The organism is Pseudomonas sp. N040, from assembly GCF_015637705.1.
Classification (GTDB): Bacteria; Pseudomonadota; Gammaproteobacteria; order Pseudomonadales; family Pseudomonadaceae; genus Aquipseudomonas.
Map to the genome: position 1 here is coordinate 241225 of NZ_JADOBE010000003.1, position 24190 is coordinate 265414.

Annotated in this window: 26 protein-coding genes; 15 read left to right on the top strand and 11 right to left on the bottom strand. The window is 63.2% G+C overall.

All coding sequences use genetic code 11. The features are described from left to right. Nucleotides 1–21 precede the first annotated feature (21 nt). From ftsB to rpoS, 11 genes are all read left to right on the top strand, one after another. Nucleotides 22–303, top strand: a complete 282-nt coding sequence (gene ftsB / locus ISX93_RS06480; RefSeq protein WP_195777899.1) for a cell division protein FtsB — start codon at nucleotides 22–24, stop codon at nucleotides 301–303. Next, nucleotides 300–1022 carry a 2-C-methyl-D-erythritol 4-phosphate cytidylyltransferase gene (ispD, locus tag ISX93_RS06485; protein WP_195777900.1) on the top strand — a complete coding sequence of 241 codons (723 nt, stop codon included), beginning with the start codon at nucleotides 300–302 and terminating at the stop codon, nucleotides 1020–1022. Before ftsB ends, ispD begins: the two co-directional genes overlap by 4 nt. A 126-nt stretch (nucleotides 1023–1148) precedes the next feature. Continuing rightward, complete coding sequence (locus tag ISX93_RS06490; RefSeq protein WP_195777901.1) at nucleotides 1149–2261, top strand: S-(hydroxymethyl)glutathione dehydrogenase/class III alcohol dehydrogenase; 1113 nt, start codon at nucleotides 1149–1151, stop codon at nucleotides 2259–2261. Continuing rightward, nucleotides 2261–3115, top strand: coding sequence for an alpha/beta hydrolase family protein (locus ISX93_RS06495; RefSeq protein ID WP_195777902.1), 855 nt, complete (start codon nucleotides 2261–2263; stop codon nucleotides 3113–3115). The genes ISX93_RS06490 and ISX93_RS06495 overlap by 1 nt, the downstream gene beginning before the upstream one ends. A gap of 120 nt (nucleotides 3116–3235) precedes the next feature. Continuing rightward, nucleotides 3236–3709, top strand: a complete 474-nt coding sequence (ispF, locus tag ISX93_RS06500) for a 2-C-methyl-D-erythritol 2,4-cyclodiphosphate synthase (protein ID WP_195778019.1) — start codon at nucleotides 3236–3238, stop codon at nucleotides 3707–3709. After that, nucleotides 3706–4764 carry a tRNA pseudouridine(13) synthase TruD gene (gene truD, locus ISX93_RS06505; protein ID WP_195777903.1) on the top strand — a complete coding sequence of 353 codons (1059 nt, stop codon included), beginning with the start codon at nucleotides 3706–3708 and terminating at the stop codon, nucleotides 4762–4764. The genes ispF and truD overlap by 4 nt, the downstream gene beginning before the upstream one ends. After that, nucleotides 4752–5501 carry a 5'/3'-nucleotidase SurE gene (gene surE, locus ISX93_RS06510; RefSeq protein WP_195777904.1) on the top strand — a complete coding sequence of 250 codons (750 nt, stop codon included), beginning with the start codon at nucleotides 4752–4754 and terminating at the stop codon, nucleotides 5499–5501. Before truD ends, surE begins: the two co-directional genes overlap by 13 nt. 38 nt (nucleotides 5502–5539) lie before the next feature. Then, nucleotides 5540–6175 (top strand): protein-L-isoaspartate(D-aspartate) O-methyltransferase, encoded by a 636-nt coding sequence (locus tag ISX93_RS06515; protein WP_195778020.1) that lies wholly within the window; start codon nucleotides 5540–5542, stop codon nucleotides 6173–6175. A 21-nt stretch (nucleotides 6176–6196) separates the two neighbouring features. Next, a complete protein-coding gene (locus tag ISX93_RS06520) occupies nucleotides 6197–6484 on the top strand; it encodes an undecaprenyl phosphate translocase family protein (protein ID WP_229732080.1) in 288 nt (95 codons plus the stop codon). A gap of 127 nt (nucleotides 6485–6611) precedes the next feature. After that, a complete protein-coding gene (locus tag ISX93_RS06525; RefSeq protein WP_195778021.1) occupies nucleotides 6612–7466 on the top strand; it encodes a peptidoglycan DD-metalloendopeptidase family protein in 855 nt (284 codons plus the stop codon). A 103-nt stretch (nucleotides 7467–7569) separates the two neighbouring features. Next, complete coding sequence (gene rpoS / locus ISX93_RS06530) at nucleotides 7570–8577, top strand: RNA polymerase sigma factor RpoS (RefSeq protein ID WP_195777905.1); 1008 nt, start codon at nucleotides 7570–7572, stop codon at nucleotides 8575–8577. A 98-nt stretch (nucleotides 8578–8675) separates the two neighbouring features. On the opposite strand, the gene ISX93_RS06535 is transcribed toward rpoS, so the two are convergent. From ISX93_RS06535 to mutS, 6 genes are all read right to left on the bottom strand, one after another. After that, complete coding sequence (locus ISX93_RS06535) at nucleotides 8676–9761, bottom strand: ABC transporter ATP-binding protein (RefSeq protein ID WP_195777906.1); 1086 nt, start codon at nucleotides 9759–9761, stop codon at nucleotides 8676–8678. Further along, the gene (gene modB / locus ISX93_RS06540; protein ID WP_195777907.1) at nucleotides 9754–10431 is read right to left on the bottom strand and encodes a molybdate ABC transporter permease subunit; all 678 of its coding nucleotides are present in this window, start codon (nucleotides 10429–10431) and stop codon (nucleotides 9754–9756) included. Before modB ends, ISX93_RS06535 begins: the two co-directional genes overlap by 8 nt. A 9-nt stretch (nucleotides 10432–10440) precedes the next feature. Continuing rightward, on the bottom strand, nucleotides 10441–11217 hold the full coding sequence (modA, locus tag ISX93_RS06545; RefSeq protein ID WP_195777908.1) for a molybdate ABC transporter substrate-binding protein: 777 nt from the start codon (nucleotides 11215–11217) through the stop codon (nucleotides 10441–10443). 85 nt (nucleotides 11218–11302) lie between these two features. Next, a complete protein-coding gene (locus ISX93_RS06550) occupies nucleotides 11303–11665 on the bottom strand; it encodes a winged helix-turn-helix domain-containing protein (RefSeq protein WP_195777909.1) in 363 nt (120 codons plus the stop codon). Between the two features lie 495 nt (nucleotides 11666–12160). Further along, complete coding sequence (fdxA, locus tag ISX93_RS06555) at nucleotides 12161–12484, bottom strand: ferredoxin FdxA (protein ID WP_195777910.1); 324 nt, start codon at nucleotides 12482–12484, stop codon at nucleotides 12161–12163. Between the two features lie 134 nt (nucleotides 12485–12618). Then, nucleotides 12619–15186 carry a DNA mismatch repair protein MutS gene (gene mutS, locus ISX93_RS06560; RefSeq protein ID WP_195777911.1) on the bottom strand — a complete coding sequence of 856 codons (2568 nt, stop codon included), beginning with the start codon at nucleotides 15184–15186 and terminating at the stop codon, nucleotides 12619–12621. Nucleotides 15187–15265: 79 nt separating this feature from the next. Here mutS and ISX93_RS06565 point away from each other — a divergent pair, with 79 nt between their 5' ends. Further along, the gene (locus ISX93_RS06565; RefSeq protein WP_195777912.1) at nucleotides 15266–15766 is read left to right on the top strand and encodes a CinA family protein; all 501 of its coding nucleotides are present in this window, start codon (nucleotides 15266–15268) and stop codon (nucleotides 15764–15766) included. Here ISX93_RS06565 and ISX93_RS06570 read toward each other — a convergent pair. Next, nucleotides 15763–16806, bottom strand: a complete 1044-nt coding sequence (locus ISX93_RS06570; RefSeq protein ID WP_195777913.1) for an alpha/beta hydrolase — start codon at nucleotides 16804–16806, stop codon at nucleotides 15763–15765. The genes ISX93_RS06565 and ISX93_RS06570 overlap by 4 nt on opposite strands. A 241-nt stretch (nucleotides 16807–17047) precedes the next feature. Between ISX93_RS06570 and recA the strand changes: the two genes are divergently transcribed. Together recA and recX are read left to right on the top strand one after the other, a co-directional pair. Then, a complete protein-coding gene (recA, locus tag ISX93_RS06575; RefSeq protein ID WP_195777914.1) occupies nucleotides 17048–18091 on the top strand; it encodes a recombinase RecA in 1044 nt (347 codons plus the stop codon). A gap of 8 nt (nucleotides 18092–18099) precedes the next feature. Continuing rightward, complete coding sequence (recX, locus tag ISX93_RS06580) at nucleotides 18100–18564, top strand: recombination regulator RecX (RefSeq protein ID WP_195777915.1); 465 nt, start codon at nucleotides 18100–18102, stop codon at nucleotides 18562–18564. A 34-nt stretch (nucleotides 18565–18598) separates the two neighbouring features. Here the strand turns inward: recX and ISX93_RS06585 are convergent, their stop codons facing one another. The 3 genes from ISX93_RS06585 to ISX93_RS06595 all read right to left on the bottom strand — a co-directional run bounded on the left by ISX93_RS06585 (nucleotide 18599) and on the right by ISX93_RS06595 (nucleotide 22322). Then, the gene (locus ISX93_RS06585; protein WP_195777916.1) at nucleotides 18599–19678 is read right to left on the bottom strand and encodes an LOG family protein; all 1080 of its coding nucleotides are present in this window, start codon (nucleotides 19676–19678) and stop codon (nucleotides 18599–18601) included. Between the two features lie 34 nt (nucleotides 19679–19712). Next, entirely contained in the window at nucleotides 19713–21116 is a 1404-nt protein-coding gene (locus ISX93_RS06590; RefSeq protein WP_195777917.1) for an MBL fold metallo-hydrolase RNA specificity domain-containing protein, read from the bottom strand. Nucleotides 21117–21185: 69 nt separating this feature from the next. Beyond that, nucleotides 21186–22322 (bottom strand): alanine--glyoxylate aminotransferase family protein, encoded by a 1137-nt coding sequence (locus tag ISX93_RS06595; protein WP_195777918.1) that lies wholly within the window; start codon nucleotides 22320–22322, stop codon nucleotides 21186–21188. Between the two features lie 211 nt (nucleotides 22323–22533). Between ISX93_RS06595 and ISX93_RS06600 the strand changes: the two genes are divergently transcribed. Then, the gene (locus ISX93_RS06600) at nucleotides 22534–23250 is read left to right on the top strand and encodes a tRNA-uridine aminocarboxypropyltransferase (protein ID WP_195777919.1); all 717 of its coding nucleotides are present in this window, start codon (nucleotides 22534–22536) and stop codon (nucleotides 23248–23250) included. A gap of 2 nt (nucleotides 23251–23252) precedes the next feature. Here the strand turns inward: ISX93_RS06600 and ISX93_RS06605 are convergent, their stop codons facing one another. Further along, complete coding sequence (locus ISX93_RS06605) at nucleotides 23253–24140, bottom strand: DMT family transporter (protein ID WP_195777920.1); 888 nt, start codon at nucleotides 24138–24140, stop codon at nucleotides 23253–23255. Between the last annotated feature and the right edge of the window lie 50 nt (nucleotides 24141–24190).

Sequence of the window (24190 nt, forward strand, 5' to 3'; positions counted from 1 at the left end):
GTTCATGGAATCCCGCGTCAAATGACAAAGACTCCCTACTGGCTATTCCTTGTCCTGATCCTGCTGCTGGCCGGGCTGCAGTATCGGCTGTGGGTGGGTGACGGCAGCCTGGCGGAAGTGGCCGAGCTGAAACGCCAGATCGCCGCGCAGCAGGGGGAAAACCGCAACCTGCTGGAGCGCAACCGTATCCTCGAAGCCGAGGTGCTGGAGTTGAAGAAGGGCATGGAAACGGTGGAAGAACGTGCCCGCCACGAGCTGGGCATGGTCAAAGAGGGTGAAACCCTCTACCAGCTGGCCAAATGACGGTGGGCCGCCAGTCTGCACCGAGTTTCTGGGTGGTGATTCCGGCCGCCGGGGTTGGTGCGCGGATGCAGGCCGATCGACCCAAGCAATACCTGGAGCTGGCCGGGCGCTGCCTCCTGGAACACACCCTTGACTGTTTTCTCGGGCATCCCGGCCTGAAGGGGCTGGTGGTGTGCTTGGCGGCCGAGGACCCGTACTGGCCGACCCTGGCTTGTGCCAAGGATGCGCGCATCCACCGTGCTGCTGGCGGCAGCGAGCGTGCAGACTCGGTGCTCAGCGGGCTGCAGGCGCTCGAGGCGCTGGGCGCGGCCGAGCAGGACTGGGTACTGGTGCATGATGCGGCGCGGCCCAACCTGGCACCCGAAGACCTGGCTCTGCTGCTTGGCGAGCTGGCGGCCGACCCGGTTGGCGGTCTGCTGGCGGCGCCCTCGCGCGACACCCTGAAGCGCGCCCGCCCGGATGGGCGGGTGCTGGAAACCGTAGATCGCAGCCATATCTGGCAAGCGTTTACGCCGCAGATGTTTCACTTTGGCCGCTTGCGCCAGGCCTTGCGCGCTGCGCTGCAGGTCGGCGCGGCGATTACCGATGAGGCCTCGGCCATTGAGCTGGCCGGGCACGCGCCGCGGCTCATTGAGGGGCGTGCGGATAATCTGAAGATCACCCGTCCCGAAGACCTCGAGTGGTTGCGCCTGCGCTGGGCGAGCAAGCCCGCAACCTGAGCGCTACGCTTGCGGCGCTGTTTAGCCCACCATTGGTTTGGTTTGGTTTGGTTTGGTTTGGTGGGCTAAAGCCCACCCTACGCCCACCATTCTCGCAGTCTGTCATTTCAATTTCCGGAGTTCTGCATGATCAAGTCCCGTGCCGCCGTAGCCTTTGCCCCCAACCAGCCGCTGCAGATCGTCGAGGTCGACGTCGCGCCCCCCAGGGCCGGCGAAGTGCTGGTGCGTATCGTCGCCAGCGGGGTTTGCCATACCGATGCCTACACCCTGTCCGGCGAGGATTCCGAGGGGGTTTTCCCGTGCATTCTCGGGCATGAGGGGGGCGGTATTGTCGAAGCGGTCGGTGAGGGTGTGACCTCTGTTGCGGTCGGTGACCATGTGATTCCGCTGTATACCGCCGAATGCCGTGAATGCAAGTTCTGCAAGTCCGGCAAGACCAATCTGTGCCAGGCGATCCGGGCCACCCAGGGCAAGGGGTTGATGCCGGATGGCAGCACGCGCTTTTCCTACCAGGGCCAGCCGGTCTATCACTACATGGGCTGCTCGACCTTCTCCGAGTACACCGTGCTGCCGGAGATATCCCTGGCAAAGATCCCCAAGGATGCCCCGCTGGAAAAGGTCTGCCTGCTCGGCTGTGGCGTCACCACGGGCATCGGTGCGGTGCTGAATACTGCCAAGGTGGAGGCGGGCGCCACGGTAGCCATTTTCGGCCTGGGCGGCATAGGTCTGGCGGCGATCATCGGCGCGGGCATGGCCAAGGCCGGGCGCATCATTGCCATCGATATCAATCCGGCCAAGTTCGAGATTGCCCGACAACTGGGGGCCACCGATTGCGTCAATCCGAGGGACTTCAACAAGCCAATTCAGGACGTGATTGTCGAGATGACCGATGGTGGGGTGGATTACTCCTTCGAGTGCGTCGGCAACGTGCAGCTGATGCGTGCCGCGCTGGAGTGCTGCCACAAGGGCTGGGGTGAGTCGGTGATCATCGGGGTGGCCGGTGCTGGTCAGGAAATCAGCACGCGACCGTTCCAGCTGGTGACCGGGCGTGTCTGGCGCGGTTCGGCCTTTGGTGGCGTGCGTGGGCGTACCGAGTTGCCGGGCTATGTGGCAAAGGCCCAGGCCGGCGAGATTCCGTTGGACACATTTATTACCCATACCATGGGGCTGGAAGAGATCAACCGTGCTTTCGAGCTGATGCATGAGGGCAAGAGCATCCGCAGCGTGATTCATTTCTGATGAGCGACCGGGCTCTCTGGCGGCAGTGGACGTTGTTGCTGGTGCTGCTGATAGTGCTGGTGCCAAATGCCCTTGCTTCAGATCGGCTGAACCTTGTGCGGGCAGACAACCAGTCGCTGGCGGCGAGTGTCTATCTGGTAGACAGGCAGCGCTGCGTTGGCGTAGCGGTCATCAGTCATGGCGCGGGAGGTTCCGAGGCGGGCTATGCGTACCTAGCCCAGGTGCTCGCCGCCCAGGGCTGGCTGGCGCTGGTGCCCGGGCACCCGGAAAGCGGGCGCGAAGCGCTCGGTCAGCTGGTGCGGCAGAGTGGCGTACAAAAAGGCCTGGCCCAGCTGATCGCAACTCCGGCGGCGTATCAGGGGCGCTTCATGGATATCGCCGCCGTCCGTGCCTGGGGGCAGTCGCATTGCGACTCGTCACGCTCAGTGCTGATCGGGCATTCGATGGGGGCAGCCACGGCAATGCTGGAGGCCGGTGCGAAGAACCATCTTGGTCTCACCGGAAACAGCAGGTTTGACGCGTATGTCGCCTTGTCGCCGCAGGGTGAGGGGTCGATCTTTCCGGCGCAGGCCTGGCAGGAAATCAGCATGCCCGTGCTGATGCTAACCGGCACGGAAGATGGTGAGCTGGGAGGCGGGTCATGGAAAACCAGATTGCAGCCATTCGGCGACATGCCGCCCGGCTGCAAGTGGCTGGGTGTGATTGAGGGGGCTTCACACATGAATTTCGCCGGGCGTGGCATGTCCAGGCGCACCGAAGCGCTCACTGTTCAAACGATAGTGTCTTTCCTCAACAGTCAGCCTGCCTGCATCGCCCCTCCAGCGCAAAAAGGCCTGCAACTGCAAACCAGGTGATGGGGACTTTGCTTTATGCAGGCTGCGTGTAATTCATTGGTCCAGCGGCCACAGTGGCAGCAAACTGGTTAGAATCATGCCCTGACTTTTTCTGGGCCCGACCTCCTGATGACCAGCTCCCTGCGTATTGGCCACGGCTATGATGTACACCGCTTTGGCGAGGGGGATTTTGTCACCCTCGGCGGCGTGCGGATTCCCCACCGATTCGGCCTGATTGCCCACTCCGATGGCGATGTCCTGCTGCATGCCCTGAGCGATGCGCTGCTCGGTGCGGCGGCGCTGGGCGATATCGGCAAGCACTTCCCGGACAGCGATCCGACTTTCAAGGGCGCCGACAGCCGCGGGCTGCTGCGCCATGTCCTTGGGCTGCTGAAGGACAAGGGCTGGCGGGTCGGCAATGTGGACGCCACCATCGTCGCCCAGGCGCCGAAGATGGCGCCGCACATCGAGGCGATGCGGGCGCTGATCGCGACGGACCTCGAAGTCGAGCTCGATCAGGTCAACGTCAAGGCCACCACCACGGAACGGCTTGGGTTTACCGGGCGCGAGGAAGGTATCGCGGTGCATGCCGTAGCCTTGCTGTGCGCACGATGAACGAGCTCGAACTGCTCGGGCCGCGCGCCCATGGTCCGGCTTGCGGGCAGGCACTACTCAAGGCCACGGCGGAAGACTTTCAGGTCGATGAGGTGCTCGACATCGAGCTGTCCGGTCAGGGCGAGCACCTCTGGCTGTGGGTGGAAAAGCGCGGCCTGAATACCGAGGAGGCGGCGCGCCGGCTGGCCCGTGCGGCGGGAGTACCGCAGCGCGCGATCAGCTATGCCGGCTTGAAGGACCGCCAGGCGTTGACCCGTCAGTGGTTCAGCCTGCACCTGCCGGGCAAGGCCGACCCTGATCTGGCCGCCGCCGAAGGCCACAGCCTGAGCATCCGCAAGGCCGTGCGGCACTCGCGCAAGCTGCAGCGCGGCGCACATGCGGCCAACGGTTTCACCTTGCGCCTCAAGCAGTTGCAGGTCGATCCAGGCGCGCTGGAGCAGCGCCTGCAACTGATCGCGCAGCAGGGGGTGCCCAACTATTTCGGCCTGCAACGCTTTGGCCATCAGGGCGGCAATGTCGGTGAAGCCCTGGGCTTTGCCGAGCGCGGGGAATTTCCCGAGCAGCGCAATCTGCGCTCGCGGGTGCTGTCGGCAGCCCGCAGCTACCTGTTCAACCGGGTACTGGCAGAGCGGGTAGCGGCCGGCAGCTGGAACAAGGCCGAGGTGGGGGACCTGCTGGCTTTTACCGACAGTCGCAGCTTTTTCATGGCCGGCGAGGCGGAGTGCGCAGATCCGCGGCTGGCCATCCTCGACCTGCATCCAACCGGGCCATTGTGGGGTGAAGGCGAATCGCCAGCAGGCAGCGCTCCGCACCAGTTGGAGCAAAGGCTGGCTGCCGAGAATGCCGGTCTGGCCAATTGGCTGGCTGCGGCCGGGATGAAACAGGAAAGGCGCATGTTGCGCCTCCCCATTGGCCAGCTGGCGTGGCATTATCCCGAGCCGGATGTACTGCAACTGGCTTTTGTCCTGCCAGCGGGATGTTTCGCCACCGTGGTGGTGCGCGAACTGGTGGATCTGCTGCCGGCGGGAACTACGGATACTGCATGCGAATTCTGATTTCCAATGATGACGGGGTGAATGCCCCAGGCCTGGCTGCGCTGCATTCGTCGCTGGCCGATTACGCCGAGTGCGTGGTGATCGCCCCGGACCAGGACCGGAGCGGGGCCAGCAGCTCGCTGACCCTGGATCGCCCGCTGCATCCGCAGCGCCTGGCCAATGGCTTCATCAGCCTGAACGGCACGCCGGCCGACTGTGTGCACCTGGGCTTGAACGGCCTGCTCGAGCGCGTGCCTGGCATGGTGGTGTCCGGGATCAATCTGGGCGCCAACCTGGGTGATGACGTGCTCTATTCGGGTACCGTTGCGGCTGCGCTGGAGGGGCGCTTCCTAGATCAGCCGGCCTTCGCCTTTTCCCTGCTGTCGCGTTTGCCGGACAATCTGCCCACCGCGGCCTGGTTTGCCCGCAAGCTGGTCGAAGGCCATGCCCAGCTGAATCTGCCGGCGCGCACCGTGCTCAATATCAATGTGCCGAACCTGCCGCTGGATCATATCCGCGGCATCCAGCTGACCCGTCTGGGGCATCGCGCCCGGGCTGCGTCACCGGTCAAGGTGGTCAATCCGCGCGGCAAGGAAGGTTACTGGATCTCGGTCGCAGGTGATGCCGAAGACGGTGGCCCCGGCACGGATTTTCATGCGGTGATGCAGGGCTACGTCTCGGTCACCCCGCTGCAGCTGGATCGCACCTTTCCCGATGGATTCGCCGGCATGCAGGACTGGTTGGAGGCGTTGCTGTGAGCGCCCTTGAAGATGAGATCCAGCGCCGCGGCATCGGCATGACTTCGCAGCGTACCCGTGAGCGGCTGATCGAGCGCCTGTATGAGGAGGGGCTGTCCAGTCCGCGGGTGCTGGAAGTGATTCGCCGCACGCCGCGCCACCTGTTTGTCGATGAAGCCCTGGCTCATCGGGCGTATGAAGACACGGCGCTGCCGATCGGGCACAACCAGACCATTTCCCAGCCCTACATGGTCGGGCGCATGACCGAGCTGTTGCTCGCCGGTGGGCCGTTGGACAAGGTGCTCGAGATCGGTACCGGCTGCGGTTATCAGACCGCGGTGCTGGCTCAGGTGGTGGAGCGGGTGTTCTCGGTCGAACGCATCCAGGTTCTGCAGGATCGCGCCAAGGAGCGCCTGGCCGAACTGAAAATGCGCAATGTGGTGTTTCGCTGGGGCGATGGCTGGGAAGGCTGGGCCGCGTTGGCACCGTACAACGGGATCATGGTGACGGCTGCCGCCAGGGATGTGCCGCAGGCACTGCTGGAACAACTGGCGCCAGGCGGGCGGCTGGTTATCCCGGTGGGTGCCGGCGAGGTACAGGATCTGCTGCTGATCATTCGTGAGGAAAATGGTTTTTCCCGCCACGTGCTGGATTCCGTGCGGTTTGTCCCGCTGCTCAACGGCCCATTGGCCTGAACCCCTGCTACGGAAGAACGCATGAGGCATTACCTGCGGCGGTTTATCAAGGACATGGCCATGGGGGGCGTGGAGGTCGTGCCGGGAGTTTCCGCTAGCTTGATCCTGGTACTGGCAGGGCTTTACGCGCGGGTTTCTGGCGCAGTAACCGAACTCGACTTGCTGGTGCTGCTGATTGTTGCTGCGGGTTGCCTGGTTGGCCTGTTGGTTTTTTCCAGACGGCTTAAACTGGCTGTTGCATCGCTGGCGTGGCCTCACCCGGGCAGTTTACCCTGCCGGCCGATACCGACTCGCAACGGCTGCAGGTGATCGGCCTGGCAATTGCCCTGGCCCGGCGCATGCAGGCAGAGGAACGTTGATCATTACGATGGAACAGCAGGTGCCAATCTTGGATTTTTCAGCGCAAACGGGCTTCAGCCATTTTCCGCGACCAGTCATGCGCGGACTGGCTCTGGCGTTTCTTTGCAGCAGCCTGCTCGCCGGTTGCAGCAGCTCGTCGAGCGAATCGGTGCAGATTGTCGATCGCAACTCCGCTTCCGCGCATTCGCAGAAGCCGCGGACCATGGGTGGCCAGTACATCGTGCAGCGCGGCGATACGCTCTATTCGATTGCGTTCCGGTTTGGCTGGGACTGGAAGGCCCTGGCGGCGCGCAACAACATTGTTGAGCCATACCTTATCAGGCCTGGCCAGGTGGTGCGGTTCGACGCGCTGTCGTCGGCGGCCAGTCAGCCGCCGCTGGTGGCTTACAAGGCGCCAGCGCAGGCGGTACCGCCAGCAGCCAGCACCCCACAGGTATACCGGCCGCCGGTCACGCCCGCCGTTGTCACGAGCAGCCCTCCAGTCACGGCCAGCCAGTCCGTCGAAACGCCGAAGAGCGCACCTGCGGTGAGCCCTATCCTGACCCCGGTAAAGCTCTCCGGCGCAGGCTGGGCGTGGCCTGCGCAGGGCGCGCTGATCGGCAGATTTGCCTCAAACGGTAGTTTGAATAAAGGCATTGATATCGCTGGAGAATTAGGACAGCCTGTTTTGGCTGCGCAGGATGGAACCGTTGTTTACGCCGGAAGTGGTTTGCGGGGCTACGGCGAACTGGTGATCATCAAGCACAGCGACATCTATGTAAGTGCTTACGGACATAACCGCAGTTTGCTGGTGCGGGAAGGGCAAAAGGTCAAGGCAGGACAGGTCATTGCCGACATGGGTTCGACGGGGGCTGACCGGGTGAAGCTTCACTTTGAAATTCGCCGGCAGGGTAAGCCTGTTGACCCCTTGCAGTATCTGCCAAGCCGCTAACCCGGGTCTGTTCGTTCAGTTACCTAGGGGGGGTAGGTCTGCTGATGCCATGGATTCGGGCGTTTGCTGGCTTACGGCAGGACTAAGTAGGGGATAATAAAAAATGGCTCTCAAAAAAAACGAAGTGCCAGAGTTCGAAGTTGACGAAGATCTGCTTCTTCTGGAGCGTGAGATCATCATGCAAGATGCGACTGATGGCGAGTCGGATCAACCTGCTCCAAGTCGAGGGGCGAAGGCCTCTGCGGGTCTGAAACAACACAAGTTTATCGACTACACCCGGGCGCTGGACGCCACCCAGTTGTATCTCAACGAGATCGGGTTTTCGCCACTGCTTACTCCCCAGGAAGAAGTGCACTTTGCGCGTCTGGCGCAGAGCGGTAATCCAGCCGGGCGCAAGCGCATGATCGAAAGCAATCTGCGCCTGGTGGTGAAGATTGCACGGCGCTATGTCAATCGCGGTCTTTCCCTGCTTGACCTGATCGAGGAAGGAAACCTCGGCCTGATTCGTGCTGTGGAAAAGTTCGATCCCGAGCGAGGCTTTCGCTTCTCGACCTACGCCACCTGGTGGATCCGGCAGACCATCGAGCGTGCCATCATGAACCAGACGCGCACCATTCGCCTGCCGATTCATGTGGTCAAGGAGCTCAACGTTTATCTGCGCGCCGCGCGTGAACTGACGCAAAAGCTCGATCACGAACCCTCGCCGGAAGAAATCGCCCATCTGCTGGAAAAGCCAGTGGCGGATGTCAAACGCATGCTCGGGCTGAATGAGCGGGTGTCATCGGTGGATGTCTCGCTCGGGCCGGACTCGGACAAGACCCTGCTGGATACGCTCAGCGATGAGCGCACCACTGATCCGTGTGACCTGCTACAGGATGACGATCTATCCCAGAGTATTGATGAGTGGCTCGGTGACCTGACGGAAAAGCAGCGTGAAGTGGTGGTGCGCCGTTTTGGTCTGCGTGGCCATGAAAGCAGCACGCTGGAGGAAGTCGGCCGTGAAATCGGCCTTACCCGTGAGCGCGTGCGGCAGATTCAGGTCGAAGCACTCAAGCGCTTGCGTGAGATACTGGAAAGCAACGGTCTTTCCGGAGACTCGCTGTTTCAGTAACTGCCTGCCTCCACCGCCATGCCGGGGTGGGGGTACTCATCTATTGATTGTTGCAGGTTGGTCGCAATGACCCGCCGCATAATTCGCCTGGCCGGACGTCAGTCCGGCATCAGGTGAATGGTCTCGCCGCGCAAGCGCACTTCGATCGACTCGCCGCTGAGCAGTGCATAACGCTGTGCGACATGCCGTGCGACATTCATGGTCAGCTGATTGTCGCCGACCAGCAGGTTGACGCGGAAGTGTTCGCCGAGGGACAGCATGCGCTGTATGTTCGCCCGTAGCGGGTTGTCCAGCGGTGTGCCCGGGCGACCGGCCAGAGGCATGAGCAGTACGCCGGATACCGGGATCACCCATTTGACTGCACTACCAATAGCCAGGTGGGGGTGTGCACGGACTTTCAGCGTGAGCGCTCCCCAGCCGAGCAGGCTGTACCCTTCGGCATGCCCGAGCACGCGGCCAGCGAACAGGTTGCGCATGCCGAGCATGCGCGCCACGGCAGCCGAATCGGGTGCTTGCAGCAGTTCGTCGGGAGTACCGCTTTGCAGGGTGGTTCCGTCGGCCAGGACGCACATGCGGTCCGCCAGCAGGGTGGCTTCTTCAAGGTCGTGGGTGACCAGGATGACCGGCATGCGCAACATTGCGCGCAATTCGGCCAGTTCACTGTGCAGCGCTTCCCGGGTGCTACGGTCTACCGCGGAAAACGGCTCATCCAGCAGCAATACCTTGGGTTCGCGGGCCAGTGCGCGGGCCAGGGCGACCCTTTGTTGCTGGCCACCCGATAACTGGTGCGGCAAGCGCTGGTGCAGCCCACCGAGATGGACGCGTTCGAGCCAGTCCCTGGCGCAGGCCTTACGCTCGGCGGGCGCATAGTCGAGCAGTGCTTCAGCCACGTTATCCTCGGCCGACAGGTGCGGAAACAGGGCGAACTGCTGAAAGACCATGCCGACCCGACGTTGCCTAGTCGGCACTGTGACTGCGTGCCGGCTGTCAAACCAGGTCTCGCCAGCGCATTCGATCCGCCCCGTGCGCGGCTGATAGAGGCCGGCGATGCTGCGCAGCAAGGTCGACTTGCCGCTCCCTGATGGGCCGATCAGGGCCAGGATTTCCCCTGGCGCGCAGCTGATGCGGGCATTCAGCGCAATCGGTGAGTTTTGCTTCAGCCACAGGTGCAGTCCGTCAGTCATGCGCTTTCCGCCCCTGTGCCAAGTGCGAGGTGGCGAAATACGACAGGCCGATGGCGAGTAGCGAGATGAGCAACAGCACGGCGGACATTATTCCGGCGGCCTGCTCGTCAAAAGCCTGGACGCGGTCATAAATGGCAATCGCAATGGTGCGGGTTTCCCCAGGGATGCTGCCCCCCACCATCAGTACCACGCCAAACTCGCCCAGCGTGTGGGCAAAGGTCAGCACCATGGCCGAGAGGATGCCGGGCCAGGCCAGTGGCAGCTCGATCCGGCGCAGTACGCGCCAGGGTGAAAGGCCGCAGCAGCGCGCGGCTTCGCGAACCTCGCGGGGAATGGCTTCGAAGGCGCGCTGCATCGGCTGGATGGCGAAAGGCAGGTTGAACAGCAGCGAGGCCAGCAGCAGGCCGGCAAAGGAGAATGTCAGTTGTTGGCCGAACAGCGCATGGTAAGCGCGTCCAACGGGTGATTCGGCCCCCATGGCAAGCAGCAGGTAGAAGCCCAGTACAGTGGGTGGCAACACCAGGGGCAGGGCCAGGAGTGCTTCAAGCAGGTACTTGTTGCGAAACTGCGACCACGCCAGCTTGCGGCCGACCCAGATGCCGATGGGTAGCAGGATCAGCATGGTGCCGATGGCCAGTTTCAGCGATAACAGCAGCGCCGCCCACTCCATCTGTGTGTCCTATTGTCCTTGATCGGGTACGGAGAAGCCGTACGTGCGCAGGATGCCGCGCGCCCGTGGCTCCTGCAGGTAGCGATAGAACTCCCGGCAGGTGTCGCCGGCATCCTTGAGCAGCACCATGCGCTGCCGAAGCGGCTGGTGCCACTCTTCGGGAATCAGGGCCGTTTCGCCGAGTTTGGCCAGTGTCGGGGATAGCGCCAGCGAATAGGCAATGATGCCGCCCTGGGCATTGCCGGAGGTGGCGAACTGCGCGGCTTGCGCAACGTTTTCCCCCAGCACCAGCTTGCCTTGCAGCGCTTCCCAGAGACCGGCGTGACGCAGCGCCTCCTCGGCTCTCTGACCATAGGGGGCATGCTGCGGGTTGGCTATGGCGAAGCGCTGGATTGCGCCGCTGGCCAGGGCGGCTGTCAAGCCCTTGAGCTGGCTGTCGACCTGCAGGCCAGAACCGTTCGGAGCAAACAAGACAATACGGCCAAGGGCATAGAGGGTGCCCTGATCCTGGGTTTTGCCTTCTCGCGCCAGCTGTTCGACGTAATGTTCATCGGCGCTGAGATACAGCTGAAAGGGTGCCCCTGCACGGATTTGCCGGTAGAAATTGCCGGATGAGCCAAACACCAGGCGAACTGAATGGCCGGTGTCACTCTCGAAGTGCCTGGCCACTTCGGTGAGGGCGAACTGCAGGTCGGCGGCCGCTGCCACCAGAGGCTGGTCGGTGGTGTTTGCCCTGGCCGAGAGTGAAAGGCACATGGCAACACCGATAAGCAGTTGTCTCAGCATGCAGGTGAAGGATCCGGCTGGTCAGTTCGCTATATCCTCCCATATATAGCGATATTGGGTATAGGCCAACGTGTCAGGCGCCTGCTCAGGACTCCTCGGCTGTTTCCTGGCGGAGCAGCCCGGCCAGTTGGGCAATACCAGGCTCGGCTGCAGTGTGTGCCCGCAGGCAGAGGGCGCGATAGCACACGAGCACCTGTTCGCCCAAGGCGGTCAAGGTCGCGCCACCGCCGCGGCTTCCGCCAGCCAGGGTAGAAACCAGCGGTTCCTTGAAGCTGTGATTCATGGTTTCTACCAGCAGCCAGGCACGCCGGTAGGACATGCTCATCTGGCGTGCGGCAGCGCTGATGGATCCAGCCTCGCGGATCGCTTCCAGCAGGTCGGCTTTACCGGGTCCGATGGCGATATCGGCGCCATTCAACAGGCGAATCTTCAGATCAAGCTTGTGCATGCTTATGCTCACCGATTGCAGTTGTCCGCCGTAACGCGAGAGATTGGCCTCGCCAATCCGTGCTGAAGGATGCCACAGCCGCGCCTGCAGGTTGTCGGCTGATTGAAAGTCAGCAGGTGCGCGTAAGCAATTGCTTACATTGGCGTAAGCATCTGGGAGTCGGGACGCCCGAGTTCGACTCGAGGTAGCTGTCGATACTTTTTAACTATATGAAACCAAAAGGTTTTATCAGTGGATCTGCCGTGGACTGAATTTTCCATGGCAACTATGGGGCTTTGTTTGCGGCAGGTGCTTGCTTAGTATCGAGTTGTGTCAACGGATTGACACGGGCTGTCATGGATGACGGTCGGGACAGCGCAGGAAGCGCTTCATCAGGAAGATGAGTCGGTAACAACAGGAAGTATGAATTTACGTGGGCGGTTCTACCGCCCACTTTTTTGCCTGCAGAAAAGCAAAAGGCCCGCAACCAGTGCGGGCCTGCATGACCGGGAGCTACTAGCGCTCCAGGTACTGCAGCTTGTCCTTCACGCCGTCCCACTCTTCGGCGTCAGGCAGCGATTCTTTCTTCTCGGTGATGCACGGCCATATTTCCGCCAGATCGGCATTCAGTTCAATGAACTCCTGCATATCTTCAGGCACTTCATCTTCGGAGAAAATCGCCTCGGCCGGGCACTCCGGCTCGCACAGGGCGCAATCGATGCACTCGTCGGGATGGATGACCAGGAAGTTCGGCCCTTCATAAAAGCAATCCACCGGACAGACTTCCACGCAGTCGGTGTATTTGCACTTGATGCAGTTGTCGGTGACGACGAAGGTCATGCTGATGCTCTCCTTGGACGGGGATTGCGCCCCGGCAAATGGGGCTTGCAGGTTCAGGATGGTCGCCAGGATTCAGGCTGTAAACCTGGCGATGCGAAAAAGGCGCGCAATTCTAACAGTTTGTCGGCCTGGCGTCAGATTCGCTTCTGCCAGCCATAGATGAGGTCGAGGGCCTGGCGCGGGGTCAGATCATCCGGCCTGACCTTGCGCAGTTCTTCCAGCAGCGGGTGCGGCAGGCTGGCGAACAGGTCGCTTTGCAGGGGCGCGGCACTCGGCGGGGACACCCCGCCCGCGGCTTCGTGCGGCAGGCTGCTGGCCTCCAGGCGTGCCAGATGCTCGCGGGCGCGCTGGATCACGCTGGCGGGAACGCCAGCCAGCTGCGCGACAGCCAGTCCGTAGCTCTGGCTCGCCGGGCCTGGCAGGACATGGTGGAGAAACACGATGCGCTCGTTGTACTCGGTCGCATTCAGGTGCACGTTCGCCACCAGCGGCTGGCTTTCCGGCAACACGGTCAGTTCGAAGTAGTGGGTGGCAAACAGGGTAAAGGCGCGCAGCCGGGCCAGGTGCTCGGCCGCCGACCAGGCCAGTGACAGGCCGTCGAAGGTGCTGGTGCCGCGGCCCACTTCGTCCATCAGCACCAGGCTGCGGTCGCTGGCGTTGTGCAGGATGTTGGCGGTCTCGCTCATCTCGACCATGAAGGTCGAGCGCCCGCCGGCTAGGTCATCACTGGAGCCAATACGAGTGAAGATGCGGTCAACCAGCGACAGCTCGCAACGCGCCGCCGGGACGAAACTGCCGATGTGCGCCAGCAGCACGATCAGCGCGGTCTGGCGCATGTAGGTGGATTTGCCGCCCATGTTCGGGCCGGTGATGATCAGCATGCGCGTGTCGCCATCCAGCGCCAGGTCATTGGCCACGAAAGGGCTTTCGAGCACCTGTTCGACCACTGGATGACGGCCTTGCTCAATGCGCATGCACGGCTCGCTGACAAACTGCGGGCGGTTCAGGTTCAGGTTCAGCGCGCGTTCTGCCAGGTTGCTCAGAACATCCAGTTCCGCCAGCGCGGCGGCGCTGTCTTGCAGCGGTGCCAGCTCGCCGATCAAGCGTTCCAGCAGCGCTTCGTAGAGCAGTTTCTCGCGGGCCAGCGCGCGGCTCTGGGCCGACAGTGCCTTGTCTTCGTAGGCTTTCAGCTCCGGGGTGATGAAGCGCTCCGCGCCCTTGAGGGTTTGCCGGCGGATATAGTCGGCCGGCGCTGATTCAGCCTGCTTGCTCGGCAATTCGATGAAGTAGCCATGCACGCGGTTATAGCCGACTTTCAGATTGGCCAGACCGGTGCGCGCCTTTTCCCGTGCTTCGAGGTCCATCAGGTACTGGCCGGCGTTCTCGCTCAAGCCCTGCAGTTCGTCGAGTTCGGCGTCGTAGCCGGTTTTCAGCACGCCGCCATCGCGGATCACCGCCGGCGGGTTGTCGATGATGGCGCGGGCCAGCAGATCGGCCAGCTCCGGATAGGTGCGGATGCTGGCTGCCAGCCTGGCCAGGTGCGGTACTTCCAGCGCGCGCATGGCCTGCTGCAAGGCCGGTAGGGCGGCCAGCGCATCGCGCAGGCGCGCCAGGTCGCGGGGGCGCGCATTGCGCAGGCCGATACGGGCGAGGATGCGCTCGATGTCGCCGATGTCCTTGAGTTGGGGTTGCAGCTGCTCGAAGCGGTAGCTGTCGAGCAGGCAGCTGATCGAGTCTTGGCGGGCTTGCAGGGTCGGCAGGTCACGCAGGGGGCGGTTCAGCCAGCGGGTCAGCAGGCGGCTGCCCATGCTGGTCTGGCAGCGGTCGACCACCGATTGCAGGGTGTTGTCACGGCCGCCGGCCAGGTTGGTGTCCAGTTCCAGATTGCGCCGGCTGGCACCGTCGAGGATCACCGTGTCGTCCAGCCGTTCATGGCGCAGGTTGCGCAAGTGCGGCAGGGCGGTACGCTGGGTTTCCTTGGCATAGGCCAGCAGGCAGCCGGCGGCGCCGATGGCCAGGGTCAGGTTCTCGCACCCGAACCCCTTGAGGTCCTGGGTGGCGAATTGCTGGCACAGGCCCTTCAGCGCGCTGTCGCGGTCGAAGTCCCAGGGCGCGCGGCGATGCACGCCGCGGCGCTTTTCCAGCGGCAGGCCTTGCGGCCAGTCATCCGGGATCATCAATTCGACCGGGCTGAGGCGCTCGATTTCAGCCAGCAGGTTTTCCCAGCCACGGATTTCCAGCACGCTGAAGTTGCCGCTGGTGATGTCCAGTGTCGCCAGGCCAAACAGGCGCTCATCGCCGAGCACGGCAGCCAGCAGGTTGTCGCGACGCTCGTCGAGCAGCGCTTCATCGCTGACCGTGCCGGGGGTGATGATGCGCACCACCTGGCGCTCCACCGGGCCCTTGCTGGTCGCCGGATCGCCGATCTGTTCGCAGATCACCACCGACTCGCCGAGCTTGACCAGCCGGGCCAGGTAGCCTTCGGCGGCATGGTACGGGATGCCGCACATCGGGATCGCCTTGCCCGCCGACTGGCCACGGGCAGTCAGGGTGATGTCGAGCAGTGCGGCGGCTTTTTTCGCGTCCTCGTAGAACAGTTCGTAAAAGTCGCCCATCCGGTAGAACATCAGCTGGTCTGGATGCTGATTCTTCAGTTTCCAGTATTGCTGCATCATGGGCGTGTGGGCTGAGAGGTCGCTCATTGTCGGGGGATCCGGCTGCAATCACAAAGTCGCGTAGTGTACGGTATCCACCTTGTCTGTATTAAGCCTGGAGGCTGCGATGGATGGACTGACCGACCTGGCCGCCAGCCTGGGGCGGAACCTGCTGGCCCGGCAGGCGCAAGTGTGCACCGCCGAGTCCTGCACTGGCGGCGGCATTGCCGAGGCGATCACCCGGATTGCCGGCAGTTCGAGCTGGTTCGAGGCCGGTTACGTGACCTACTCGAATGCCCAGAAGACGGCCCAGTTGGGGGTTCCAGGAGAGCTGTTCGAGCAGGTGGGCGCGGTCAGCCGCGAGGTGGTCGAGGCCATGGTGCGCGGCGCCTGCCAGCGCAGCGGGGCGCGCTACGGAGTGGCCGTCAGCGGGATCGCCGGACCGGAGGGCGGCTCGGCGGAAAAGCCGGTGGGGACCGTCTGGCTGGCCTGGGCCGATGGCGGGCAGCTGTTCAGCCAGCGCTGCCAGTTTGCCGGAGATCGCGCGGCGGTGCGCCGGCAGACGGTGCGGGCGGCGCTGGCCGGGCTGGTCAGGCTCGCGGCGGGAAACGCGCCGCTTGCCGGCTAGTTCTGCTCGCCAGCGGCTGTCGCGGTTTTGAACTGTTCGCGCAGAAAGCCGGCGATCAGGTCCGTGGCCTGATCCGCCTCGGGAAACCAGCGGTCCATCGACACGAAACCATGCAGCACCCCCTCGAAGCGCTGTTGACGGCTGGCCACGCCGGCTTCGGCCAGCGCCGTGGCATAGGCCTCGCCCTCGTCGCGCAGCGGATCAAAGCCGGCGGTGATGGTCAGCGCGGGGGGTAATGCGGCGTGTGAACTGGCCAGCAGTGGGGAGGCCAGTTGCTCATGGCGTTGCTGTGCTTGCGGAACGTACTGCTCGATGAACCAGGCCATGCGCGCGCGCGTGAGGAAGTAGCCCTCGGCAAAGTCCAGAGAGGATTGCCGGTCGAGGTTGCTCAGGTCGACCGCCGGATAGATCAGCACCTGGGCGCTGAGCCGCAGGCCCTGCCGGTCGCGCTCCAGCAGGCTGAGCGCAGCGGCCAGGTTGCCACCGGCACTGTCCCCGGCTACCGCGATGCGCGCCGCATCGCCATTGAAGGTGCGGGCATTTTCGGCCACCCAGCGCAGGGCGGCGTCAGCATCATCCAGGGCTGCGGGGAAGGCGTGCTCCGGTGCCAGCCGGTAATCGACGGAAACCACGACCGCAGCGGTCTTGACGGCCAGCGTGCGGCACAGATTGTCATGGGAGTCGAGATCGCCGACGACCCAGCCGCCACCATGGAAGTAGAGGATGATCGGCAGTGCAGTCGCGCTGTGCTGTGGCAGGTAGATCCGCACTGGCAGCGGCCCGCCGGGACCGGGAATGCTCAGGTTGCGCACCTCGGCGACCTGCGCCGGTGGCGCGGTGAAGAAACCTATGGCGGCGCGACGGCTGGCGCGGGTGTCCGCTATCGACGGATTGTCGCTGCTGTACTCCTGCAGCTCGGCCAGTTTGGCGATCACGGCAGCGGGAGCTGTCAGCCAGCCCTGCGGGGTATGCATCCAGTACAACAGGATCAGCGCTGGAACGCCGACCACCAGCAGCAGTGCGCCAAGGAGTTTCTTCATTGCCAGTGCTCAGGGTAGGTTTTGCTGAAAGCAGGCATTCTGCCGCATTCCCCGGAACGCTGCAAAAGCTGTCGCGGACAAGAGCCGGCGGCAGCTTCGGCAGGCATAGGAAGGGTCGTTCGTCAGTTTGGTGGAGAAAGTTTGCTGCAGGGGTAGTCGGCGTACTTGCCATATGGAATACTACTGTCTACATATACAGTTGTTGGCGGGCGATGGGCCCCTTGAATAGGTGAGGATGGCAATGGACGAGAACAAGAAGCGTGCACTGGCGGCAGCCCTTGGGCAGATCGAACGGCAGTTCGGCAAAGGTGCAGTCATGCGCATGGGCGACCATGAGCGTCAGGCCATCCCGGCCATTTCCACCGGTTCCCTGGGGCTGGACATCGCACTCGGCATCGGCGGCCTGCCGAAAGGCCGCATCGTCGAGATCTACGGCCCGGAGTCTTCGGGCAAGACCACGCTGACCCTGTCGGTGATCGCCGAAGCACAGAAGCTGGGGGCGACCTGCGCCTTCGTCGACGCCGAGCACGCACTTGATCCGGAGTACGCCGGCAAGCTGGGCGTGAATGTCGACGACCTGCTGGTGTCGCAGCCGGATACCGGCGAGCAGGCACTGGAGATCACCGACATGCTGGTGCGCTCGAACGCGGTCGATGTCATCGTCATCGACTCTGTGGCCGCCCTGGTGCCCAAGGCCGAGATCGAGGGCGAAATGGGCGACATGCACGTCGGCCTGCAGGCGCGTCTGATGTCCCAGGCGCTGCGCAAGATCACCGGCAACATCAAGAATGCCAACTGCCTGGTGATTTTCATCAACCAGATCCGCATGAAGATCGGCGTGATGTTCGGCAGTCCGGAAACCACCACCGGTGGTAATGCCCTGAAGTTCTACGCCTCGGTGCGTCTGGACATCCGCCGTACTGGCGCGGTCAAGGAAGGCGAGGAGGTGGTCGGCAGCGAAACCCGCGTCAAGGTGGTGAAGAACAAGGTGGCGCCGCCATTCCGCCAGGCCGAATTCCAGATCCTGTATGGCAAGGGCATCTACCGTAACGGCGAGATCATCGATCTGGGCGTACAGCTTGGCTTGCTCGAGAAGTCCGGAGCCTGGTACAGCTATCAGGGCAGCAAGATCGGCCAGGGCAAGGCCAATTCGGCCAAGTACCTGGAAGACAATCCGGAAGTGGCGCGCACCATCGAGCAGCTGATCCGCGACAAGCTGCTGGTCGCACCGGTACCGCTCAAATCGACCAGTACCGCGGACGATCTGGTTGACGCCGACATCTGACGCCTGCCATGCCGGCCGTGCTCGATAGCGCCGCCGCCGTGCGGCGCACGGCAATGGATCTGCTGGCCCGGCGCGAGCACGGGCGAGTGGAGTTGGCGCGCAAGCTGCGCCTGCGTGGTGCTGCCGCCGAGCTGATCGAGAGCGCCCTGGATCGTCTGGAAGCAGACGGTCTGCTCAATGAATCGCGCTATCTGGAATGCTTTGTCGGCAGCCGCGCGCGTGCCGGCTATGGTCCCTTGCGCATTCGCGAGGAGCTGGCCCAGCGCGGACTACCGCGCGAAGCGATCGAAGCAGCCATCCGCGAGGCGGGTATCGACTGGGCCGCCCAGCTGCGCGAGGTCTGGCGCCGCCGGTTTGCCGGGCAACTGCCGGTGGATGCGAAAGCACGCGCCCAGCAGGGCCGGTTTCTCAGCTACCGCGGATACCCGGTGGAAATGGTCGGGCGCCTGTTGCGCAACGCCGACCTCGACTGAACCGGCCCGCTACTTCGCGGAAAACAGCCCGTGCTCAGCTGTTCTGTGCCCAGTTCTGCGGCAGATTGATAAAGTCCACCAGCTCGCGCAAGCGCCCATGGTCGCGCCCGTTGAAGTGGAACGCCAGGCGGATCAGGTGGCAGAGTTCGGGCTCGTCGGTTTCTGTCTCGCAGTAAGGCTGCTGGCGAAAGCCGCCTTCACGGCTGAGGTCGGAGAACTCCTTGTGCAGCGTCAACAGTGCGCCCTCGTTGAGCGGATGATTCATGCGGATGACAAACAGCCCCTGCAGCCAGCGGGATGAATGGAAGTTGCGGTAGAAACGGGATATTTCCTGTGCGGCCTCCGCCCCGCTGTGCACCAGGCGCATCAGGTGCAGGTCGCTGTGCAGGATGTAGTGATTGTCTGCCAGGCCCTGGCGCAGGAAATCGAGGGCGCTGTCCCAGTAGTTGCCCTCCGGATGATCCAGCAGAACTATTGGAATCAGCGGGCTTTTGCCGGTCTGGATCAGGGTCAGGACCTCGAGGGCTTCGTCCAGCGTGCCAAAGCCGCCCGGGCAGAGGACAACGGCGTCAGCCTCCTTGACGAAAAACAGCTTGCGCAGAAAGAAGAAATGAAAGGTCAGCAGGTTTCCGGAGGCTTGCACGGTAGGGTTGGCGCCCTGCTCGAATGGCAGCGAGATGTTGAAGCCGAGGCTGTTGTCAGCGCCGGCGCCAGCGTGCGCCGCAGCCATGATGCCATCGCCGGCACCGGTGATGACCATCAGGTCCAGGCGCGACAGTTCGCTGCCGAGATCGCGGGCCAGGTGATACAGCGGGTGTCCAACAGGCGTTCGCGCGGAGCCGAATACCGAGACCTTGCGCCGCCGCTTGAACTTCTCCAGCAGGCTGAAGGCACTCTCCATCTCGGTCAGGGTCTGCAGCATGATCTTGGCGTCCCAGCGATTGCGGTCGGCCTGCGCCATGCGGATGACGCTCATCAGCATCTCCCGATACAGCTGCCTGTTCGGGCTGCCGGGTGGTACGGCCAGCTCGGCGAGATCATCGACTTTCTGGTTGATGTCGATGGCGCTGGTCTGAAAATGCCGGGACAGGTAATCGTCCGGTTCGTAAGGCATGCGCCTGTCCCTCTGGATGGGTCGGTTGCCTGCTTTAGAGCACCACTTGCTCGCCGGGTTCCGGAATGGTGGCGGTCCAGTCCAGGCGCTGCTTGATGACCTGCTGCAGGATCAGCATTTTTTCCAGCTCGCCATGCACCAGATACAGCTCGGGGCGGTGATCGAAGTGTTTTACCCAGTCGATCAGCTCGCTTTGCCCGGCATGGGCGGAAAAGCCGCCGAGCGTGTGAACCTTGGCTTTGACCGCGAAGCGCTGGTGCAGGACCTTGATGCTGTTGGCACCATCGACGATGGCACGTCCCAGGGTGCCCTTGGCCTGGAAGCCGGGAAACACCAAGTGGCATTCCTGGCGCCAGATATTGTGCTTGAAGTGGTGCACGATGCGCCCGCCGGTACACATGCCGCTGCCAGCGATGATGATGGCGCCGCTCTTGATGCGGTTGATCGCCATAGAGTCCTCGGGTGACGGTGTGCAGCGCAGGATCGGCAGCCATTCCTCGATGCGCTTTACCCCCTTGGCATGCAGTGCAGCCCGGTCTTCCGGATTGAACTGGTCGATGTAGCGGTTGTAGATCGCATTGGCGCGGATAGCCATCGGACTGTCGAGGAATACTGCCTGCTGCGGCAGGCGACCTTGCTGATAGAAGCGGCCCAGGTGATAGATCAGATCCTGGGTGCGGCCGACGGCAAAGGCCGGTATCAGTACATTGCCGCCATCGCGGTGCGCCTGCTGGAGAATCTCGGCCAGCTCATCGAGCGTATCCGGCGTACAGCGATGGTCACGATCACCGTAGGTGGATTCGAGCATGACGGCGTCGGCCCGGCTGAGAATGCTCGGGTCATGCATCAGCGGCGAGCAGTTATTGCCCAGGTCGCCGGAGAACACCAGATGCCGGGTCAGGTGGTGATCATCAACCTCCAGCTCGACAATCGAAGAACCGAGAATATGTCCGGCATCATGGTAGGTAACCCGCACGCCCGGGGCGACCTCATGCCTCGCGCCATAGTTCAGCGGGCGGCGCAGCTCAAGTGCCCGCTCGGCATCGGCGGTGGCGTAAATGGGGGTAATCGGGTCCTTGCCGACGCGTGCGCGCCATTTGTTTTCCCACTCGGTGTCATGTTCCTGGATATGCGCGGCGTCGAGCAGCATCAGTTCCATCAGCTCGCAGGTGGCGACGGTGGCATAAATCGGTCCGCGGTAGCCTTCGGCAGCCAGGCGCGGCAGCAGTCCGCTGTGATCCAGGTGGGCATGCGAGATCACTACCGCATTCAGGCTGCCAGGATCGAAGGGGAACGCTGCCCGATTGCGCTCGTCCGCATCCCGATAGCCCTGGTGCATGCCGCACTCGAGCAGCACCCGGGAGCCATCGCGGCTCTCGATCAGATAGCAGGAACCGGTGACTTGCTGTATCGCGCCGTAAAAGTTGAGCAGAGCCATGACGAACTCCTGTACGCAGAGGATGACTCGAAGCCTGCCCCCATGTCAGGCAGGTGGTGTTGATGCAGGTCAGCTCGCCGGGCTTACCTCGCGCAGGGCGCTCTCGAGGTTGTGCACTGCCTGTTGCGGGTCGAGCCATTTGTCCAGGCCGAAAAGGCCGATGCGGAAGGTGCGGAAGTCCGCCGCCTCATCACACATCAAGGGTACGCCAGCCGCCGTCTGCAGGCCTTGCTCGATGAATTTCCTGCCGTTGTGGATCAGCGGGTCAGCGGTATAGCTGACCACCACGCCAGGCGCTTCGAAGCCGGCAGCGGCGACGCTGGGGAACCCACTGCTGGCCAGCAGTGCCCTGACGCGCTGGCCCAGCGCCCATTGCCTGGCCTTGAGGTTGTCCAGGCCATGGCCTGCGGTTTCCTGCAGGCTCTGGCAGAAGCGCGCCAGGGCATCCGTCGGCAGCGTCGCGTGGTAGGCATGCCCGCCATTTTCGTAGGCCTGCATGATCTGCAGCCATTTGAGCAGGTCACAGGCAAAGCTGCTGCTGCGGGTCTGCTGGATACGCTCGGCGGCCGTTTCACCAAGCATCACCAGTGCGCAGCAGGGCGAGGCGCTCCAGCCTTTCTGCGGGGCACTGATCAGCACATCGACCGCACAGGCGCGCATGTCAACCCAGACCGCGCCGGAGGCGATGCAGTCGAGGACGAACAGTCCGCCGTGTTCATGCATGGCGTCGGCGATGGCGCGCAGATACGTGTCGGGCAGGATGATCCCGGAGGCGGTTTCCACATGCGGAGCGAACAGCAGGTCGGGCTTGTGCTGGCGAATGCTGGCGACCACTTCGTCGAGCGGGGCCGGTGTCCACGGCTGCTGCTGCCCGCTGGCCACTGGGCGCGCCTTGAGGACGATTTCCTCCGCGGGAATCCGTCCGGTTTCGAAGATCTGGCTCCAGCGATAACTGAACCAGCCATTGCGCAGCACCATGCATTTCTTGCCCCCGGCAAACTGCCGGGCCACCGCTTCCATGCCGTAAGTCCCGCCACCGGGCACGACGGCCACGGCAGCGGCGGCGTAGGTGCGCTTGAGCCCGGCGGAAATGTCGCGCATGACCTGCTGGAACTGCTGGGACATATGGTTCAGCGAGCGATCGGTGAACACCACCGAGTATTCGAGCAGGCCTGTGGGATCGACGGCGGGGTACTGGCTGGACATGCAAATCTCCGGTTGCTTGAAGCTGGCGGGGTGGACTCCGATGTTACTCATTTAAGCAGGCAAAACACCCGCGATACGCCCTGTCTCATGCAGATATCGCCCAATGGAGGTGACTGCGCACAGCCGGAGCCTGCCGTGCTGCACGTAAAGGCTGTTAAACTGCCGTCCCCGCGCAGGGCGAGCCCTGTCCGTTTGTTCTGGTGAACTGCCCATGAGCCATGCCGTTGCCCGTTTGCGTGCCGAGCGTCTGGCGCGCAGCGTTCGTCCGTTCAATGCGCGCGGCTCGCGAGTGCCGCGCTGTCCGCACTGCCGGGTGGCGTTCAGCTACTGCCTGTGCGCGTGGCGACCGCAGGTCAGCAGTGTGGCGGGTGTGTGCCTGCTGATGTACGACACCGAGCCGCTGAAGCCGAGCAATACCGGTTGGCTGATTGCCGACGTGGTGGCGGATACCGCGGCTTTCGGCTGGTCGCGAACCGAGCCGGACCCGGCAATCGAGGCCCTGCTGAATGACCCGCAGTGGCAACCCATCATCGTCTTTCCCGGCGAGTATGCCGAGCCGGAGCGGGTGGTTGAGCGGGTGCCGCTCGCCCCGGGGCAGCGGCCGCTGTTCGTGCTGCTCGATGCGACCTGGATGGAAGCGCGCAAGATGTTTCGCAAGAGTCCCTATCTGGACCGTTTTCCGGTCCTCAGCCTGCAACCGGAACAATTGTCGCGCTATCGCCTGCGCCGCGCGCAGCGCGAGGAACACTTGTGTACGGCCGAGGTGGCGGCGCTCTGCCTGGAGCTGGCCGGCGACCAGCGTGCGGCCCAGGCGCTGGATGCCTATCTGGATGTATTCACCGAGCATTACCTGGCCGCCAAGCGCAATCAGCCGCTGGATCTCGGCAGTCCTGCGCACCAGGCGTTACAGGCGTTTCTGCCTGGCTGAGGTCAGGCTGCGAGCCGGCGCGGCCAGAGCTGTGCCAGCAACATGCCGGCAAACATCAGGGCGCAGCCGAAATAACCGCGCAGGCTCAGTGCCTCGTCGAGCAACAGTGCGCCAAACATGGCTGCGAACAGGGCTTCCATCGACAGGATGACAGCCGCATGGGAAGGAATGGCATCTTTCTGGGCAATCACCTGCAGGGTAAAGCCGACACACACGCCCAGCAGCCCGCCATACAGAATCGCCGGCAGGGCGGCCAGGATGGCGCCCAGCTCGATCGGCTCGAAGGCCAGCGCCAGCAGCAGGCTGATCAGCCCGCAGACGGCAAACTGGATCAGCGCCAGTTGCAGGGCGTCATGCCGGCTGGCGAAGTGCCCGACCAGCAATACATGCGCCGCCCAGACAAACGCCCCAGCCAGCTGCAACCAGTCACCCGAGGCCACCTGGAAGTTTTCCCCGACGCTAAGCAGGAACATGCCGACGACTGCCAGCCCTGCGCCCATCCATATACCCAGGCCGGTCTTGTGACCGAGAAGCAGGCCCAGCAGCGGTACGATGATCACGTAGAGGCCGGTAATGAAGCCGGAGTTGGTCACGCTGGTGAACAGCAGGCCAACCTGCTGCAGGCTCATTCCGACGGTCAGGGCCAGGCCCATGATCAGGCCGCCGAGCAGCAAGCCGGGATTGAACGCTTCCGGTTTGCGGTGCTCGACGCGCCGTTCGAGAAACAGGATCAGCGGCAGCAGTACAGCGCTGGCGAGCGTGAAGCGCAGGCCGCTGTAGAGGAACGGGCCGATACTGTCCATGCCCAGGCGCTGGGCAATGAAGGCCGAGCCCCAGATGATCGCGGTCAGCAGCATCAGCAGGTCGGCGCGCAGGGCTTGGCGGTGCATGGCAAATCTCTCGGCGTGGGGGGCACAAACTGTGCCGCAAGGCCGCCGTG

What these genes read in the sequence shown, in the direction of transcription:
- ISX93_RS06525 (WP_195778021.1), top strand. Translation starts at nt 6,612, where the DNA reads ATGCGCGGACTGGCTCTGGCGTTTCTTTGCAGCAGCCTGCTCGCCGGT.
- mutS (WP_195777911.1), bottom strand. Translation starts at nt 15,186, where the DNA reads ATGAGCGACCTCTCAGCCCACACGCCCATGATGCAGCAATACTGGAAA.
- ISX93_RS06590 (WP_195777917.1), bottom strand. Translation starts at nt 21,116, where the DNA reads ATGGCTCTGCTCAACTTTTACGGCGCGATACAGCAAGTCACCGGTTCC.
- ISX93_RS06495 (WP_195777902.1), top strand. Translation starts at nt 2,261, where the DNA reads ATGAGCGACCGGGCTCTCTGGCGGCAGTGGACGTTGTTGCTGGTGCTG.
- ispD (WP_195777900.1), top strand. Translation starts at nt 300, where the DNA reads ATGACGGTGGGCCGCCAGTCTGCACCGAGTTTCTGGGTGGTGATTCCG.
- ftsB (WP_195777899.1), top strand. Translation starts at nt 22, where the DNA reads ATGACAAAGACTCCCTACTGGCTATTCCTTGTCCTGATCCTGCTGCTG.
- ISX93_RS06570 (WP_195777913.1), bottom strand. Translation starts at nt 16,806, where the DNA reads ATGAAGAAACTCCTTGGCGCACTGCTGCTGGTGGTCGGCGTTCCAGCG.
- recA (WP_195777914.1), top strand. Translation starts at nt 17,048, where the DNA reads ATGGACGAGAACAAGAAGCGTGCACTGGCGGCAGCCCTTGGGCAGATC.
- ISX93_RS06520 (WP_229732080.1), top strand. Translation starts at nt 6,197, where the DNA reads ATGAGGCATTACCTGCGGCGGTTTATCAAGGACATGGCCATGGGGGGC.
- truD (WP_195777903.1), top strand. Translation starts at nt 3,706, where the DNA reads ATGAACGAGCTCGAACTGCTCGGGCCGCGCGCCCATGGTCCGGCTTGC.
- ISX93_RS06490 (WP_195777901.1), top strand. Translation starts at nt 1,149, where the DNA reads ATGATCAAGTCCCGTGCCGCCGTAGCCTTTGCCCCCAACCAGCCGCTG.
- fdxA (WP_195777910.1), bottom strand. Translation starts at nt 12,484, where the DNA reads ATGACCTTCGTCGTCACCGACAACTGCATCAAGTGCAAATACACCGAC.
- surE (WP_195777904.1), top strand. Translation starts at nt 4,752, where the DNA reads ATGCGAATTCTGATTTCCAATGATGACGGGGTGAATGCCCCAGGCCTG.
- ISX93_RS06550 (WP_195777909.1), bottom strand. Translation starts at nt 11,665, where the DNA reads ATGCACAAGCTTGATCTGAAGATTCGCCTGTTGAATGGCGCCGATATC.
- ISX93_RS06595 (WP_195777918.1), bottom strand. Translation starts at nt 22,322, where the DNA reads ATGTCCAGCCAGTACCCCGCCGTCGATCCCACAGGCCTGCTCGAATAC.
- ISX93_RS06600 (WP_195777919.1), top strand. Translation starts at nt 22,534, where the DNA reads ATGAGCCATGCCGTTGCCCGTTTGCGTGCCGAGCGTCTGGCGCGCAGC.
- ISX93_RS06585 (WP_195777916.1), bottom strand. Translation starts at nt 19,678, where the DNA reads ATGCCTTACGAACCGGACGATTACCTGTCCCGGCATTTTCAGACCAGC.
- rpoS (WP_195777905.1), top strand. Translation starts at nt 7,570, where the DNA reads ATGGCTCTCAAAAAAAACGAAGTGCCAGAGTTCGAAGTTGACGAAGAT.
- modB (WP_195777907.1), bottom strand. Translation starts at nt 10,431, where the DNA reads ATGGAGTGGGCGGCGCTGCTGTTATCGCTGAAACTGGCCATCGGCACC.
- modA (WP_195777908.1), bottom strand. Translation starts at nt 11,217, where the DNA reads ATGCTGAGACAACTGCTTATCGGTGTTGCCATGTGCCTTTCACTCTCG.
- ISX93_RS06605 (WP_195777920.1), bottom strand. Translation starts at nt 24,140, where the DNA reads ATGCACCGCCAAGCCCTGCGCGCCGACCTGCTGATGCTGCTGACCGCG.
- ISX93_RS06535 (WP_195777906.1), bottom strand. Translation starts at nt 9,761, where the DNA reads ATGACTGACGGACTGCACCTGTGGCTGAAGCAAAACTCACCGATTGCG.
- recX (WP_195777915.1), top strand. Translation starts at nt 18,100, where the DNA reads ATGCCGGCCGTGCTCGATAGCGCCGCCGCCGTGCGGCGCACGGCAATG.
- ISX93_RS06515 (WP_195778020.1), top strand. Translation starts at nt 5,540, where the DNA reads ATGACTTCGCAGCGTACCCGTGAGCGGCTGATCGAGCGCCTGTATGAG.
- ISX93_RS06565 (WP_195777912.1), top strand. Translation starts at nt 15,266, where the DNA reads ATGGATGGACTGACCGACCTGGCCGCCAGCCTGGGGCGGAACCTGCTG.